Raw genomic sequence first — 13,143 nt, 5'->3', positions numbered from 1 at the left:
AGCGCTATGCCTGTGCCCGAGCGACCGTCCCAGAGTCGCGACGCGAGGGGAAACATCACATGCCCGATGCGATGCAGGTGCATGCAGCAGATACGGTTGCGGTGGCCTTGCGTCCCTTGCAGGCGGGTGAACAGGTGTCGCTCGGCAAATCTACCAGCCTGGTGGTCGAAGACATTCCTCAGGGGCACAAATTTGCCTTGAAGGCGCATGAGGCTGACGAGCGTGTGGTGAAATACGGTCTGCCGATCGGCCGCGCGTCGGCGGCGATCGCGCCGGGCGCGCATGTCCACAGCCACAATCTGGTGACCGCGCTCGTGGGTGAGGAGCATTATGTGCCGGGCGACGCCCCGGTTGCGGCAGCGGTTGCGCCGTTTGCTGAAGACTCGGTCTGGCAGGGCTATCGCCGCACCGACGGGCGCGCAGGCACGCGCAACGAGATCTGGATTTTGCCCACGGTCGGCTGTGTCGCTTTGACGGCGGAGCAGATCGCGCGCTCGGCGGAGCAGCGTCATGCCGCGCTGATCAGCGCCGGAAAGATCGACGGCATCATCGCCTATCCGCATCCGCACGGATGTTCGCAGCTCGGCGACGATCTGGCGGGCACGCGCGCGCTGCTCGCCGGGCTGGCGGCGCATCCCAATGCTGCGGGCGTGCTTCTGCTGGGACTGGGCTGCGAATCGAACCAGTTGGCGGCGCTGATCGATGCGATCCCGCCGTCCGCACGAGCCAAGGTGCGGAGCCTCTCGTCGCAGGCGGCGGGCGACGAACTGGCCGAAGCGGGCGCGATCATCGATGCGATGGTGGTCGAGGCGGCCTTGGCAAAGAGAGAACCGCTACCGCTGGGTGCATTGGTCGTGGGGCTCAAATGCGGCGGGTCCGACGGCTTTTCCGGGCTTACCGCCAATCCATTGCTCGGCCGGTTCAGCGAGACGCTCGCTGCGGCGGGCGGTACACCGATTTTGACCGAGATCCCCGAGATTTTCGGCGCAGAGCAGGCGCTGCTCGACCGCGCGGTCGATGCTGAGACCTTCGCTGAGGCCGCCGACCTCGTGAACCGCTTCAAACGTTATTATCTGGATCAGGGCCTGCCCGTCTCGGAGAACCCGTCGCCCGGCAATATCGCTGGCGGCATTACCACGCTCGAGGAAAAGTCGGCAGGCGCGGTGCAGAAGGCCGGAACCGCGGCACTCGCCAGCGTGGTAGCATATGGCGCGCAGGCAGACAGGCCCGGGCTCGCGTTGCTCGAGGCGCCGGGCAATGACGCTGTGTCTTCGACCGCGCTGACCGCCGCCGGGGCGACTTTGGTACTGTTCACGACCGGGCGGGGCACGCCGCTCGGCTTTCCCGCGCCGACGGTCAAGATCGCATCGAACCGGGCGCTGGCGACCAACAAGCAACACTGGATCGATTTCGATGCTTCGGCCGCGCTCGAAGACACATTGGAGACGGTCGATCGCGCGTTTCTGGACAGGTTGCTCGCCATCGCCAGCGGAGAACGGACGGCGGCTGAGCGCGCGGGGCAGCGGGCGATCGCTATCTGGAAAAAGGGTGTGACGCTCTAAGGGAAAGGGTAGCGGGAACGCCGCCCCTTGCGGATGACACCGGTTTCCTCTAGGCATCGCGATTAGAGAAGGACGACAGGATGGGGATGGAATTGCAGGTCAGTGCACAGGTGGACGCAGTAGCGCAGGCCTTTGTCAGCGCTCGGCGCGAGGCGAGGGCGCTGAGCGATTATCCGGGCGTCGCCCCCGCCGCGCTGGACACAGCCTATTCCATTCAGGACCGTGCCATCCACTTCGATGGCCGCGCGGTGGCGGGCTGGAAGGTCGGGCGGATCAATCCCCCGCTCGATGGCACACTGGGCGCAAACCGTCTTTCAGGACCGATCTTTGCCGACAGCATCGTCGATGCCGCCTCGGGCGCTGCGCCCGAGATGCCGGTGTTCGAGGGCGGCTTTGCGGCGGGCGAGGCGGAAATCCTGCTGCATGTTGCGCCCGGATTTGCCGGCCCGGTGCCGACCGATGACGATGGCACCCGCGCAATCCTCGACGATGTGCGGCTCGGCATCGAGATTGCCAGTTCGCCTTATGCGCGGATCAATCTCGATGGACCGGCGGTCACCGTGTCCGATTTCGGCAACAATGCCGGCGTGGTGCTCGGCGCAGAGCTGACCGGTTGGCGCGAGGTGGATCTGTGCGCCATTCTGGTGCGCAGCGAGATCGATGGCGCAGAGGTCGGCCAGGCGACTGCGGCCACGATGCTTGACGGCCCCTATGGCGCGGTGCGCTTTCTGCTGGCGAACCTGATCCAGCGCGGATTTGACGTTTCGCAGGGGCTATGGGTTTCGACCGGTGCGATCACCGGCGTGCACGAGATTGCAGTCGGGCAGAGTTTCCGCGCCGAATTTGTCGGACATGGCGACGTGCACTGCCGCGTGGTGGCGGCGCGACCGCGCTGACGGGGCAGGACGCCAAAGAAACGGGATGCTGGCGGATCGGTAACGGCCGGGCGCTGCTTTGGGAGAGCTGAACATGGTTGAATCCGCCGCAACTGCGACACGGCCCCAGGCGCTCGACGCCGCTGCGGGCAGGGCAGGGCGCTATCGCTGGGTGATCGTCGGGCTATTGTTTGCGGCCACCGCGATCAACTATATCGACCGGCAGATGATCGGCGTACTCAAGCCCACGCTGGTCGCCGAGTTCGGCTGGACCGAGACCGACTTTGCCGCGATCGTCTTCTGGTTCCAGGTCGCCTATGCGATCGGCTATATCGGCTTTGGACGCATCGTCGACGTGATCGGAGCGCGGCTAGGCTATGCGGTTGCGATCGTCATCTGGACCGCCGGGCATATGGCGCATGGTCTGGCCACCGGCGTGACCAGCTTTGCTGCTGCGCGCTTCGGGCTCGGTATCGGCGAGAGCGGCAACTTCCCCGCCGGGATCAAGGCGGTGACCGACTGGTTCCCGCAGCGCGAACGCGCCTTTGCGATCGGGCTGTTCAATGCCGGGGCCAATGTCGGCGCGATCATCACCCCGTTGCTTGTGCCCGCGCTGGTCCTTTGGTTCGGCTGGCGCGAAGCCTTCTATATCACAGGCATTTTTGGCCTGGTTTGGCTCGCCGCGTGGTGGGCCATCTACCGCCACCCGACCGAGCACAAGAGCGTTTCGGCGGGAGAACTCGCCTGGATCCAGCAGGACCCGGCAGACCCGGTGGAAAAGATCGGCTGGGCCAAGCTGCTCACCGTGCGCGAGACCTGGGCCTATGCACTCGGCAAGTTCCTGATCGATCCGATCTGGTGGTTCTTCCTGTTCTGGCTGCCCGGTTATCTGTTCGAGCGCTACGACATGGACCTCAAGACCTTCGGTCTGCCGCTCGCCGCGATCTATCTGATCTCGGATGGTGGTTCGATCTTCGGCGGCTGGATGTCCTCGCGGCTGATCAAGGCGGGCAAGACGCCCAATTTCGCGCGCAAGGCGACGATGCTGGTCTGTGCGCTTGCCGTCACGCCGATCTGGTTCGCGCAAGGCATCGAAAGCGTATGGGGCGCGGTGCTGATCATTGGCCTTGCGACAGCGGCGCATCAGGCGTTCTCTGCGAACCTCTACACGCTGCCGTCGGACGTGTTCCCGCGCGGTGCTGTGGGTTCGGTCGTGGGTATCGGCGGCACTATCGGTGCGCTCGGCGGCATGGGCATGGCGCTGTTCACCGGCTATATCCTCGACAGCACGGGCAGCTACGAGATTCTGTTCGCGATCTGCGCGAGCGCCTATCTCGCCGCGCTGCTGGTCGTGCACCTGCTGAGCCCCAGGCTCGCTCCAGCGAAGGTCTGATCCTTCAGCAGCGCAGCGCCTTGGTCCACTGGCCGAGGCGCTGGTCGCGCGCCGTGCTCTCCATCTGCGGATCGAAGGTCTGGATCGGCGCGACCATAGCGCGCGCCGCTTCCAGCGAGCCATAATGGCCCGCACCGATTGCCGCGAGGATCGCCGCACCGCGCGCGGTCGTCTCGACATCGCTCGGGCGCTCGCACGGAATGCCGAGCACATCGGCAATGTCCTGCGCGATCCAGTCATTGGCGCTCATCCCGCCGTCGAGCCGCAACACCGACCAGGGCGCGCCATCGGCGGCAAAGGCGCGGCCGAGATCGTGGAACACATTGGCGACCGATTCGAGCGATGCGCGGATGATATGCGCGCGCGTCGTCGCGAACGAGAGTCCTGTGATCGAACCGCGCGCATCGGGCAGCCAATAGGGCGCGCCGAGGCCGGACAGGGCGGGGACTACGACCACGCCGCCGCTATCGGGAACCGAACGGGCGAGCGCCTCGCTCTCCGCGGCATTGCCGAGCAGGCCGATGCTGTCGCGCAGCCATTTGACCAGACTGCCCGCGACGAAGACCGATCCCTCGAGCGCGAAGCTGCGCGTGCCGTTCACCTCGCACAATACGGTGCCGAGCAGGCGATGCTCCGACTTGGGCGGGGTCTGGCCCATGTTCGCCAGGATGAAGGCGCCGGTGCCGAGCGTCGCCTTGGTCTGCCCGACATCGAAACAGCCCTGGCCGATGGTCGCCGATTGCTGGTCGCCCGCCAGACCCGTGATCGGGATAGGGGTGCCGAACAGCTCGGGCTTGGTCTTTCCGAACGCGCCGGTGCTGGCCACCACTTCCGGAAGCGCCGCGCGTGGAACGCCGAACAGGTCGCACAGGCCATCGTCCCAGCTCTGCCCGGTCAGTGCGAGCAGGCTGGTGCGGCTGGCGTTCGACACATCGGAAATGTGCAAGCCGCCGGTGAGGTTCCACACCAGCCAGCTTTCGATCGTGCCGAAGGCGAGGCGGTCGCCCAAAGCGTCAGCGCCGTCGATATTGCGCAGCATCCACGCCATCTTGGTCGCGGAGAAATACGGATCAAGCAGCAGGCCCGTCGTCGATTGCACCGCCGCTTCGTGCCCGTCGGCGCGCAAGCGCTGGCATTGTTCGTCGGTGCGCCGGTCCTGCCACACGATCGCCTTGCCGAGCGGCTGGCCGGTCGTCTTGTCCCAGGCCACCACGGTTTCGCGCTGGTTGGTGACGCCGATCGCGGCGATCCGCTCGGCTCCGCCTGCGCGCGCGACCATTGCCTGCGCACAGGCGAGCGTGCGCTCCCAGATTTCGGTCGCATCATGCTCGACCCAGCCAGGCTGCGGGTAATATTGCGTGATGTCGCGCTGCTCGGTCGCGATCCATTCACCCGCCAGCGTGTAGAGCATCGCGCGGGTCGAGGTGGTGCCCTCGTCGAGTACCAGGATCAGCTCGTCAGCCATTCACAGCCTCCGTTTCGGCCCCTTCGTCCAGCAGTTCGCCGATATCCGCTATCTCTAGCCCGAAGCGTTCGACCAGATCGGCAATGTCGCCGGGGCGCGCCATCTCGCCATCGTCGCGCATGATCGAGCAGATCACCGCCGCATCGCCGCAACCGGCCCGGCGCGTCAGCTCGATCGCGGCCTCGGCGGCGGCTGGGCGTTCCTGAACTCCGCCAGGCGAGCAGATCAGCGGAAAGATATGGCCGGGCGAGACGATGTCTTCGGCGGTCGCATCCGGCGAGACCGCGACCCGGACGGTCTGCGCGCGGTCGGCGGCGGAAATGCCGGTAGTGACGCCCTCGGCCGCCTCGATCGAGCGGCCCAGGGGCCTTCCCGATTGCCGGTCCTTGCCGGGGTTCATCAGGCCGATGCCCAGCCGCATCGCGCGGTCCTGCTGCATCGCAAGGCAGATCAGCCCGCGCCCGTGCGTCGCCATGAAATTGATCGCCTCGGCGCTCGCATGCTGCGCGGCGACGGCGAAATCCATGTCGCCCCGGCGGAAGCGGTCGCCGGTGATGATGATGACCTTGCCCGCTTTGAGGGCCTCCACCGCGCCTGCGATGCTCATGCGGCGGGCCTTGCCATCGCACTCAGGCTGGTCGCGCCCTGCACGACCTGCTGGCCGACCATGTCGAGCTGCATCCGCGCGCGATCGTCCAGGCATTCGCCATCGGGCGAATAGAGGCCCGGATAGGTGCGGATCGTCGCGCCCATGGGCGTCGGCCAGCCGCGCAGCGCGTGGACGATGCTGCGCAACGTCTGCATCGTGCTCATCGTCGCCTGGTCGCCATAAGCCGTGGCAATCAGCCCGACCGCGCGGCCATCGAGATAGGGACGCGTGTCCTTCGCCAGGTCTTCGAGATAATCGAGCGCATTCTTGACCAGCCCCGAGATCGTGCCGTGATAGCCGGGTGCGGCGAGCAGCACGCCATCGGCGGCGCGCACCGCGTCGACCATCTCGCGCCCTTCGGCACCGGCATGCGCGGAGGAGCGATAATGCGGCAGCGCGGCGAGATAGGCCCCGTCGAACAGCTGCACCTCTGCGCCCTGGGCTGCGGCGCTGGCCATCGCGGTGCGCAGCGCCAGTTCGGTGGTGCTGCCGATCGAAACGGTGCCGCCGATCGCGACGATGCGGGGTGTCATGCTACGGGTTCCTTCTGGAAAAAGCGTTCGAGCGCGGCTTGTTGCTCGGATGAAAGATGCAGGCCGAGCTTGGTGCGACGCCAGAGAATGTCCTCGGCGGTGAATGCCCATTCGTTGGCGACAAGATGCCGAATTTCGGCCTCGGTCAGGCCATGGCCGAAATGTTCGCCGCAATCAGCAAGGGTTTTGGCTTCGCCCAGGAAGCGCGCGGCGACCGTGCCATAGGTGCGAATGAGTCGCTCGGCCCATCCGCCTTCGAGAAACGGATAGCGCGCCCGCAGACCAGCGATTTGCTGCGCAACATCGTGCACGCCGAAATTGCCGCCGGGCAGGGGCCTGGCGTGAGTCCAATGGTCGCCGCGCAATGCGGGTACACGGCTCGCGAGCTTGTCCACGGCTTCCTGGCTCAGGGTGCGGAAGGTGGTGATCTTGCCGCCGAAGACAGAGAGCATCGGTGCGCCTTCATGCTCCTCGGTGAGATCGAAGCGATAGCCGCGCGTCGCCGCTTCGGGCTTGCCCGACCCGTCGTCGACCAGCGGTCGCACGCCCGAATAGGTCCACACGACATCGGCGAGGGTCACTGGCTTCGCAAAGAAGCGGCTCGCGCCCTCGCACAGATAGGCGATTTCCTCTTCGCTCGCGACAATCGGTTCGCCCGGCTGCTGGTCGCGATCGGTGGTGCCGATCAGCGTGAAATCCTGCTCATAGGGGATGGCGAAGAAGATGCGGCCATCGGGCAGCTGGAAGAAATAGGGGTGCGGATGATCGAACAGCTTGCGCACGACGATATGCGAGCCGCGCACGAGGCGGATCGACTGTTTGGGCTGCTCGCCCGACTTGCCCAGAATGCCGAGCACCGAGGGGCCGGCGGCGTTGATGATCGAACGTGCAGTAAAATCGCACTGCGGCGTCTCGATCCGCCAATGCTCGCCGACGCGCTCCAGCTTCGTCACCGGGCAGCGCGTATGCACCTTAGCGCCGTGATCGGCGGCATCGCGCGCATTGAGCACGACGAGCCGCGCATCATCGACCCAGCCATCCGAATAGACGAAACCGTGCACGAACTCGGGCTTGAGCGGCTTGCCGGCCGGGTGCCGGTCGAGCCGGATCGTCTCGGTCGCGGGCAGCAGCTTGCGCGCGCCGATATGGTCATAGAGGAACAGCCCGAGCCGCAGCAGCCAGCGCGGGCGCAGTCCCTTGACCCAGGGCAGCACGAACCGCATCGGCCAGATGATGTGCGGCGCGATGCCCCAGAGGATCTCGCGCTCGCCCAGGGCCTCGCGCACCAGGCCGAATTCGTAATGCTCCAGATAGCGGAGGCCACCATGGATCAGCTTGCTCGAATTGGACGAGGTGCCGCTCGCCAGATCCTGCGCCTCGAGCAGCAGCACCCGCGCGCCGCGCCCGGCGGCATCGCGGGCAATGCCGGTGCCGTTGACGCCGCCGCCGATCACGGCGACGTCGAACATTGCGGCCTCAGGATGCGGCGACTGGTTCATCAGATCTCGAGCGGCCCGTGCTGGATGTGCGGCAATACGTAGCGCGCGAACATATCGGCTTCCTGCACATGCGGATAGCCCGAGAGGATGAACGCCTCGATGCCCTCGGCCTGATAGGCGCGCAGCTTGGCGAGCACCTGATCGGGCGTGCCGACGATCGCCGCACCGCAGCCCGAGCGCGCACGACCGATGCCCGTCCAAAGATTCTCCTCGACAAAGCCGTCGCCATCCGCCGCGCCGCGCAGTTCCTGCTGGCGCTGGACGCCATAATTCTTGGCGTCGAGCGACTTTTCGCGGATCGCCTTCCCGGCCTCGTCATCGAGCTTGCTCAGCAGCCGGTCGGCATAGGCGCGCGCCTCGTCCTCGGTCTCGCGGACGATGACATGGACCCGGTAGCCGAACTTGAGCGTGCGCCCGTATTTTGCCGCACGCGCCATCAGGTCGGCGATATTCTCGCGCACCTTGTCCATCGTGTCGGGCCACATCAGGTACACGTCGCATGCTTCGGCCGCACACTCGCGCGCCTCGTGGCTGAGGCCGCCGAAATAGAAGGCAGGGCATTTGCCCGACAAGGTGGTGATGCGCGGCGGGTCGAGCTTCAGATTGTAGAAATCGCCCTGGAAGTCGAGCGCTTCGCCGTTGAGCAGGGTACGCACGATCTTCATGATCTCGGTCGCGCGGGCATAGCGGGGGCCGGATTCGATCTTCTCGCCCGGCATGTCGGACGAGATGATGTTGACGTTCAGCCGTCCGCCGGTGCCCGATGCATTGGGGCCGAGAATGCGGTCGAGCGTCGCGATGCGGCGCGCGAGCTGCGGCGGCCAGTCCTCGCCCATGCGCGTCGCCCAGAGCAGCTTCATGCGGCGCACCTGCGTGGCGACGGCCGCAGCAAAGGCGGTGGTGTCGAGCCCGAGCGAATAGCCAGAGGGCAGCAGGATATTGTCGAACCCGCCTTCTTCGGCGCGCAGCACGATGTTGCGGCAATGCTCCCAGCTTGACTGCAGATAGGGATCGGGCACGCCGAGGAACTCATAATCGTCGTCGCACAGCGCCGAAAACCAGGCGATTTCGCATTGTTGGTCAGGTGTTTGGGTCATCGTTCGGGTCCTTCGGTCTGGCGCGGGGCCTTCGACAGGCTCAGGCTGAGCGGATGGTAGTTCAATGGAAGCTCCAACCCCGCTCATGCTGAGCCTGTCGAAGCATCCTGCGCATCATCAGGGCAGGGGCTCGCCGCGCGCGGCGACCAGCACCGCGTACCAGTCCTGCCGCGTCCAGCGGACCTTGAGCGCAGCTGCCCCTTCGGCGATGCGCTCGGCCTGTTGCGATCCGATGATCGGCACGATGCCCGCTGGGTGCGCCATCAGCCAGCTATAGGCCGCGACGCTGCGCGAGACGCCCTGCGCCTCGGCCACCGCGTCGAGCGCCGCCGCCACGAGCCGGTCGCGCGCGGTCTCCGCCGCTGCCAGACGACCACCGCCCAAGGGCGACCAGGCCATCGGAGTCAGCCCCATCATCATTGCCTGATCGAGCTCGCCATTTTCGAAGCACGTGATGCGCAAGGGGCTGATCTCGGGCTGGGTGGTGACCAGCTTGTGGCTTAGGAAATGATCGAGCGCCGCAATCTGGTGCACGGTGAAGTTCGACACCCCGATGCTGCGGATCTTGCCTGCGCTCACTGCATCGTCGAGCACGCGCGCAACCTCCTGAGGGTGCGCAAGAATGTCCGGGCGGTGGATTTGCCACAGATCGACCATATCGACCTTGAGGCGCCGCAGCGAATTGTCGATCGCGGTGCGCAGATAGTCCGCGCTCTGGTCATAGGGCAGGGGGGGCAGGATGCCGCCCTTGGTCGCGAGCACCATGCGGCTGCGCAGGGCGGGATCAGCGGCGAGCACCTCGCCCAGCAGCGCCTCGGCATCACCAAAGCCGCCCTGGCCGTCAAAGCCGTAGATGTCCGCCGTGTCCAGAAAGTTGATTCCGGCATCGAGCGCCGCGTGCACCAGCCGCGTCGCGTCGGCTACGCTGCGGCCGTTTTCAGCGAGGCGCCACATGCCCCAGGCGATGGGAGACACGGCAATATCGCTTCGCCCGAGTTGGCGGAATTCGGGTGGCAAAGGCAGTTCGCTCATGAAAAGGTCCTGTTTGGGGGCGCTACCGAGGCGCGTTCGACAAGTTGGTGGGGAAGGCGGCGATGGGTGATGTCGCCGCCTGCGATGAGGATTTCGGTGGCCGTACGCGCGAGTTCCGCCATCGGCTGGTGGATGGTCGTCAGCGGCGGCCAGACGGTGCGCGCGAGCGTGGTATCGTCGAAGCCTGCGACCGAAAGCTCGGCGGGCACGTCCATGCCGCGGTCGTGCGCCACCGCGAGCACGCCGGCGGCCATGTCGTCATTCGAGGCGAAGATGGCGCTCGGCCGCTGCGGCAGATCGAGCAGCGCGCGACCGCCGCGCACGCCCGAATCGAAATCGAACTCTCCATCGCAGACCAGCACCGGATCATAAGGCAGGCCGGCGCGGTCGAGTGCGCGGCGATAGCCGAACAGCCGGTCGTCCGATGCCATGTGATTGGGGTGGCCCTTGATGAAGCCGATGCGGCGGTGCCCGGCATTGATCAGGTGGGTGGTCATGTCGTCGGCTGCCTGGGCATCGTCCATGAACACCGAACTCGTCAGCGCGTGGTTGGTGCCCGGCGAGATGCGCACGAACGGCACGTCCAATGCCTCGAGCGCGCGCAGTACCGGATCGCAATCGGTCACTGGCGAGGAGAGGATGATGCCATCGACATGCGTTTCGGTGACCAGCCCGCGCACCTGTTCGCCCACCTGCGGGTCGGCGACATCGACCGGCTGGGCAAGCAGGCGGATGCGGTTGGCGCGGCAGAAATCCCAGCAGCCGGTCTGGATCTGGAACATGTAATAGGGGCTGTGATTGTCGTAGATCAGCGCGATCTGGTTCGATTTGCCGCCCGACAGGATGCGCGCGGCGACGCTGGGGCGGAAATCGAGGTCGCGCATCGCCTCTTCCACCCGGTCGCGTGTCGCCTGGCTGACATAGGGGTGGCCGTTCAGAACCCGGCTGACGGTCTTGACCGCCACGCCCGCCTTGGCCGCGACATCGCGGATGTTCGCCCGTTCGCTCATCGCTCCAGCACCTCGTTCAGGCCCGCGAACAGCGCGGCAAAGGCGCTGTCGGGGCGATAGAAGACCGGTGGCTGGCCGATCGGCGCGGCGATGCGGTGCGTGCCTGGCGCGTAGTCCAGGCCGCTCCACACATGACGCCATTGTCCCGCACCGGGCAGGATCACTTCGCGCGTATCGAGACCCTGTTCGATCACCGGGGCCACCAGAAGATCGGCACCGTAGAGAAACTGGTCCTGCACCGTAAAGAGGGCAGGGTCGTGCGGGTAATGCAGGAAGAGCGGCCGTTGCGCGGGCAGGCCTTGCGCACTCGCTTCGCCGCACAGGTGGCGGACGTAAGGGGCGAGATGCGCGTGCACCCGGCTCCATCGCGCAAAGCAGGCCATCAGTTCGGGCGTCGAGTCATATTGCAGATTGTCATCGGGCCGGTTGCCTTCATGGCTGCGCATGACCGGCGCAAAGGCGGCGAGCTCGCACCAGCGCTGCATCAGCTCTTCGGTGCGGACATTGCCGTGCAGCGAGGTATAGCCGCCGCAATCCGAATGGCTGTACGCATTGCCGACCAGGCCTGCGGAGAGCGCGCCGGTGATCACCGTGCCGATGCCGTCGTGCCGGGTGAAATCGACCGACTGGTCGCCTGCCCAGAGCAGCGGGCAATGCGCCTGCACGCCCGAAAAGCCCGCACGCATGAAGAAGACTGCATCGCCGGTGCGGCCCCGGCTTGCGACTGCGCGCGCGTTGACCTCGGCCCACAGCACCGGCCAGCGGTTGTGCGTCTCCATTGGATCGGAACCATCGGCTAGGCGAAGGTCGGTGGGCAGATACTCGCCGAAATCGGCCATCCAGCCGTCGATGCCGATATCCAGCATCTCGCGGCCCAGCACGCGCTCGGCGAACCAGGCGCGGGTTTCCTCGCGGGTAAAATCGACCACGCCGCAATCGAACTCGCCGAAATCGACCAGATGCACGTCGTCGCTGTCGGTACGCAGACAAAAATGGCCGCCGCCTGCCGCTTCGGCGAAAAGCTCGCCATCCACGGATATATAGGGATTGGCATAGGCCATGAACCGGATGCCGCGCTGGTGCAGGTCTGCAATGCGCGCCTTCAGGTCCGGATAGCGCTGGGCACTGCGCTCTCCGTTATGCCAATCCCAGAACAGGCGACGGCCAAAGCTGGTTTCGCGGATGCCCGCCCAATCCTCGCACCACAGGGCAGAGACGGCGGTGCCCGCTTCGATGAAACGCTCCATCCGATCGAAGCTCGATGCGCCAGACTTGAGGCCCAGGATCGCGCCGCCGATCGCCCAGTCTGGCAATTCGGGCTGGCGACCGAAGCGCTTCGACAGCACCGAGACGAGCTCGAGCGGACCATCGGCGGCGAAAAGTTCGAAATTCGCGGTGTCGCTCCACACGTCCACCGCGTGGAAGCCTGGATCGGTGAAGTCGAGCACGCTGTAGCAACTGGCGTCGAGGTGCACCGCGATCCAGCGCGAAGTGAGGAAGGTCGGCTGCGGGTAATTGGTGTTCCAAAAGTCGCCGCCCGCCATGCCCTCGGCGTCCATGATGCGGGTAAGTGCGGTCGACTTGTCGCGGCCGACGCCGGGCTCGCTGGTCCAGATGGGGAAGGCGCGGCCATTCAGCGCCAGATAGCTCATCTGCTCGCCGCCGCCCCAGGCGCATTCGCCCGGTTCCGCATGGAGGCGCACGCGAAGGCGATCGTAGCCCGGGAGCAGCGCGTTGATCGTCAGCCGGTTGCCTTTGCTCGAAAGGCGGGCGACAGGTGTGCCGTCGTGGAGCAGTTCGATACCGGCATCGGTCTCGTTCCAGTTCGCTGGTGCGAGTTCTCCGCTCGGCGAGTCGGAGATCCGGAAATTGCCGCGAAACATCGTGATATCGGGATTGCCGCGCGCCATGGCCACCGCAGGACAGGCCGTGCGGTGCGAGATCACGATCCGGCCTCCTAACAGGAGATCGAACCCGTCATTCTGGGCGTGCACCCGCAGTTTCAACGCGCTTTTCCTCACCCTTGGT

11 protein-coding genes are annotated in these 13,143 nt (G+C 66.0%); 3 read left to right on the top strand and 8 right to left on the bottom strand.

The features are described 5' to 3' along the window. Positions 1-59 precede the first annotated feature (59 nt). From AX725_RS12715 to AX725_RS12705, 3 genes are all read left to right on the top strand, one after another. Entirely contained in the window at positions 60-1,562 is a 1,503-nt protein-coding gene (locus AX725_RS12715; RefSeq protein ID WP_060978677.1) for a UxaA family hydrolase, read from the top strand. Between the two features lie 80 nt (positions 1,563-1,642). Beyond that, positions 1,643-2,458, top strand: coding sequence for a 2-keto-4-pentenoate hydratase (locus tag AX725_RS12710; RefSeq protein ID WP_060978678.1), 816 nt, complete (start codon positions 1,643-1,645; stop codon positions 2,456-2,458). Positions 2,459-2,531: 73 nt separating this feature from the next. Beyond that, positions 2,532-3,830 (top strand): MFS transporter, encoded by a 1,299-nt coding sequence (locus AX725_RS12705; protein ID WP_060978679.1) that lies wholly within the window; start codon positions 2,532-2,534, stop codon positions 3,828-3,830. Between the two features lie 4 nt (positions 3,831-3,834). On the opposite strand, the gene AX725_RS12700 is transcribed toward AX725_RS12705, so the two are convergent. The 8 genes from AX725_RS12700 to AX725_RS12665 all read right to left on the bottom strand — a co-directional run bounded on the left by AX725_RS12700 (position 3,835) and on the right by AX725_RS12665 (position 13,121). Beyond that, on the bottom strand, positions 3,835-5,295 hold the full coding sequence (locus AX725_RS12700; protein ID WP_066115037.1) for a glycerol kinase: 1,461 nt from the start codon (positions 5,293-5,295) through the stop codon (positions 3,835-3,837). Then, the gene (locus AX725_RS12695) at positions 5,288-5,902 is read right to left on the bottom strand and encodes a 3,4-dihydroxy-2-butanone-4-phosphate synthase (protein ID WP_060978681.1); all 615 of its coding nucleotides are present in this window, start codon (positions 5,900-5,902) and stop codon (positions 5,288-5,290) included. Before AX725_RS12695 ends, AX725_RS12700 begins: the two co-directional genes overlap by 8 nt. Further along, a complete protein-coding gene (locus tag AX725_RS12690; protein WP_060978682.1) occupies positions 5,899-6,477 on the bottom strand; it encodes an NADPH-dependent FMN reductase in 579 nt (192 codons plus the stop codon). The genes AX725_RS12695 and AX725_RS12690 overlap by 4 nt, the downstream gene beginning before the upstream one ends. After that, positions 6,474-7,976 carry a glycerol-3-phosphate dehydrogenase gene (glpD, locus tag AX725_RS12685; protein WP_060978683.1) on the bottom strand — a complete coding sequence of 501 codons (1,503 nt, stop codon included), beginning with the start codon at positions 7,974-7,976 and terminating at the stop codon, positions 6,474-6,476. Before glpD ends, AX725_RS12690 begins: the two co-directional genes overlap by 4 nt. Next, positions 7,976-9,073, bottom strand: a complete 1,098-nt coding sequence (locus AX725_RS12680; RefSeq protein WP_060978684.1) for an LLM class flavin-dependent oxidoreductase — start codon at positions 9,071-9,073, stop codon at positions 7,976-7,978. Before AX725_RS12680 ends, glpD begins: the two co-directional genes overlap by 1 nt. 117 nt (positions 9,074-9,190) lie before the next feature. Further along, positions 9,191-10,105 carry an aldo/keto reductase gene (locus AX725_RS12675; protein ID WP_060978685.1) on the bottom strand — a complete coding sequence of 305 codons (915 nt, stop codon included), beginning with the start codon at positions 10,103-10,105 and terminating at the stop codon, positions 9,191-9,193. Continuing rightward, positions 10,102-11,115 carry a LacI family DNA-binding transcriptional regulator gene (locus AX725_RS12670; RefSeq protein ID WP_023837423.1) on the bottom strand — a complete coding sequence of 338 codons (1,014 nt, stop codon included), beginning with the start codon at positions 11,113-11,115 and terminating at the stop codon, positions 10,102-10,104. The genes AX725_RS12675 and AX725_RS12670 overlap by 4 nt, the downstream gene beginning before the upstream one ends. Further along, a complete protein-coding gene (locus AX725_RS12665; RefSeq protein WP_060978686.1) occupies positions 11,112-13,121 on the bottom strand; it encodes an alpha-glucosidase in 2,010 nt (669 codons plus the stop codon). The genes AX725_RS12670 and AX725_RS12665 overlap by 4 nt, the downstream gene beginning before the upstream one ends. Positions 13,122-13,143 lie beyond the last annotated feature (22 nt).

This window comes from Blastomonas sp. CCH9-A1 (genome assembly GCF_001557175.1).
Lineage (GTDB): Bacteria > Pseudomonadota > Alphaproteobacteria > Sphingomonadales > Sphingomonadaceae > Blastomonas > Blastomonas delafieldii_A.
Note: the sequence above shows the minus strand (reverse complement) of the source record. Positions and strands in the feature narration are given on the sequence as shown.

Excerpts from the sequence above, each read along its gene's own strand:
- AX725_RS12700 (WP_066115037.1), bottom strand. The coding sequence starts at position 5,295 with ATGGCTGACGAGCTGATCCTGGTACTCGACGAGGGCACCACCTCGACC.
- glpD (WP_060978683.1), bottom strand. The coding sequence starts at position 7,976 with ATGAACCAGTCGCCGCATCCTGAGGCCGCAATGTTCGACGTCGCCGTG.
- AX725_RS12670 (WP_023837423.1), bottom strand. The coding sequence starts at position 11,115 with ATGAGCGAACGGGCGAACATCCGCGATGTCGCGGCCAAGGCGGGCGTG.
- AX725_RS12680 (WP_060978684.1), bottom strand. The coding sequence starts at position 9,073 with ATGACCCAAACACCTGACCAACAATGCGAAATCGCCTGGTTTTCGGCG.
- AX725_RS12695 (WP_060978681.1), bottom strand. The coding sequence starts at position 5,902 with ATGAGCATCGCAGGCGCGGTGGAGGCCCTCAAAGCGGGCAAGGTCATC.
- AX725_RS12715 (WP_060978677.1), top strand. The coding sequence starts at position 60 with ATGCCCGATGCGATGCAGGTGCATGCAGCAGATACGGTTGCGGTGGCC.
- AX725_RS12710 (WP_060978678.1), top strand. The coding sequence starts at position 1,643 with ATGGGGATGGAATTGCAGGTCAGTGCACAGGTGGACGCAGTAGCGCAG.
- AX725_RS12705 (WP_060978679.1), top strand. The coding sequence starts at position 2,532 with ATGGTTGAATCCGCCGCAACTGCGACACGGCCCCAGGCGCTCGACGCC.
- AX725_RS12690 (WP_060978682.1), bottom strand. The coding sequence starts at position 6,477 with ATGACACCCCGCATCGTCGCGATCGGCGGCACCGTTTCGATCGGCAGC.
- AX725_RS12675 (WP_060978685.1), bottom strand. The coding sequence starts at position 10,105 with ATGAGCGAACTGCCTTTGCCACCCGAATTCCGCCAACTCGGGCGAAGC.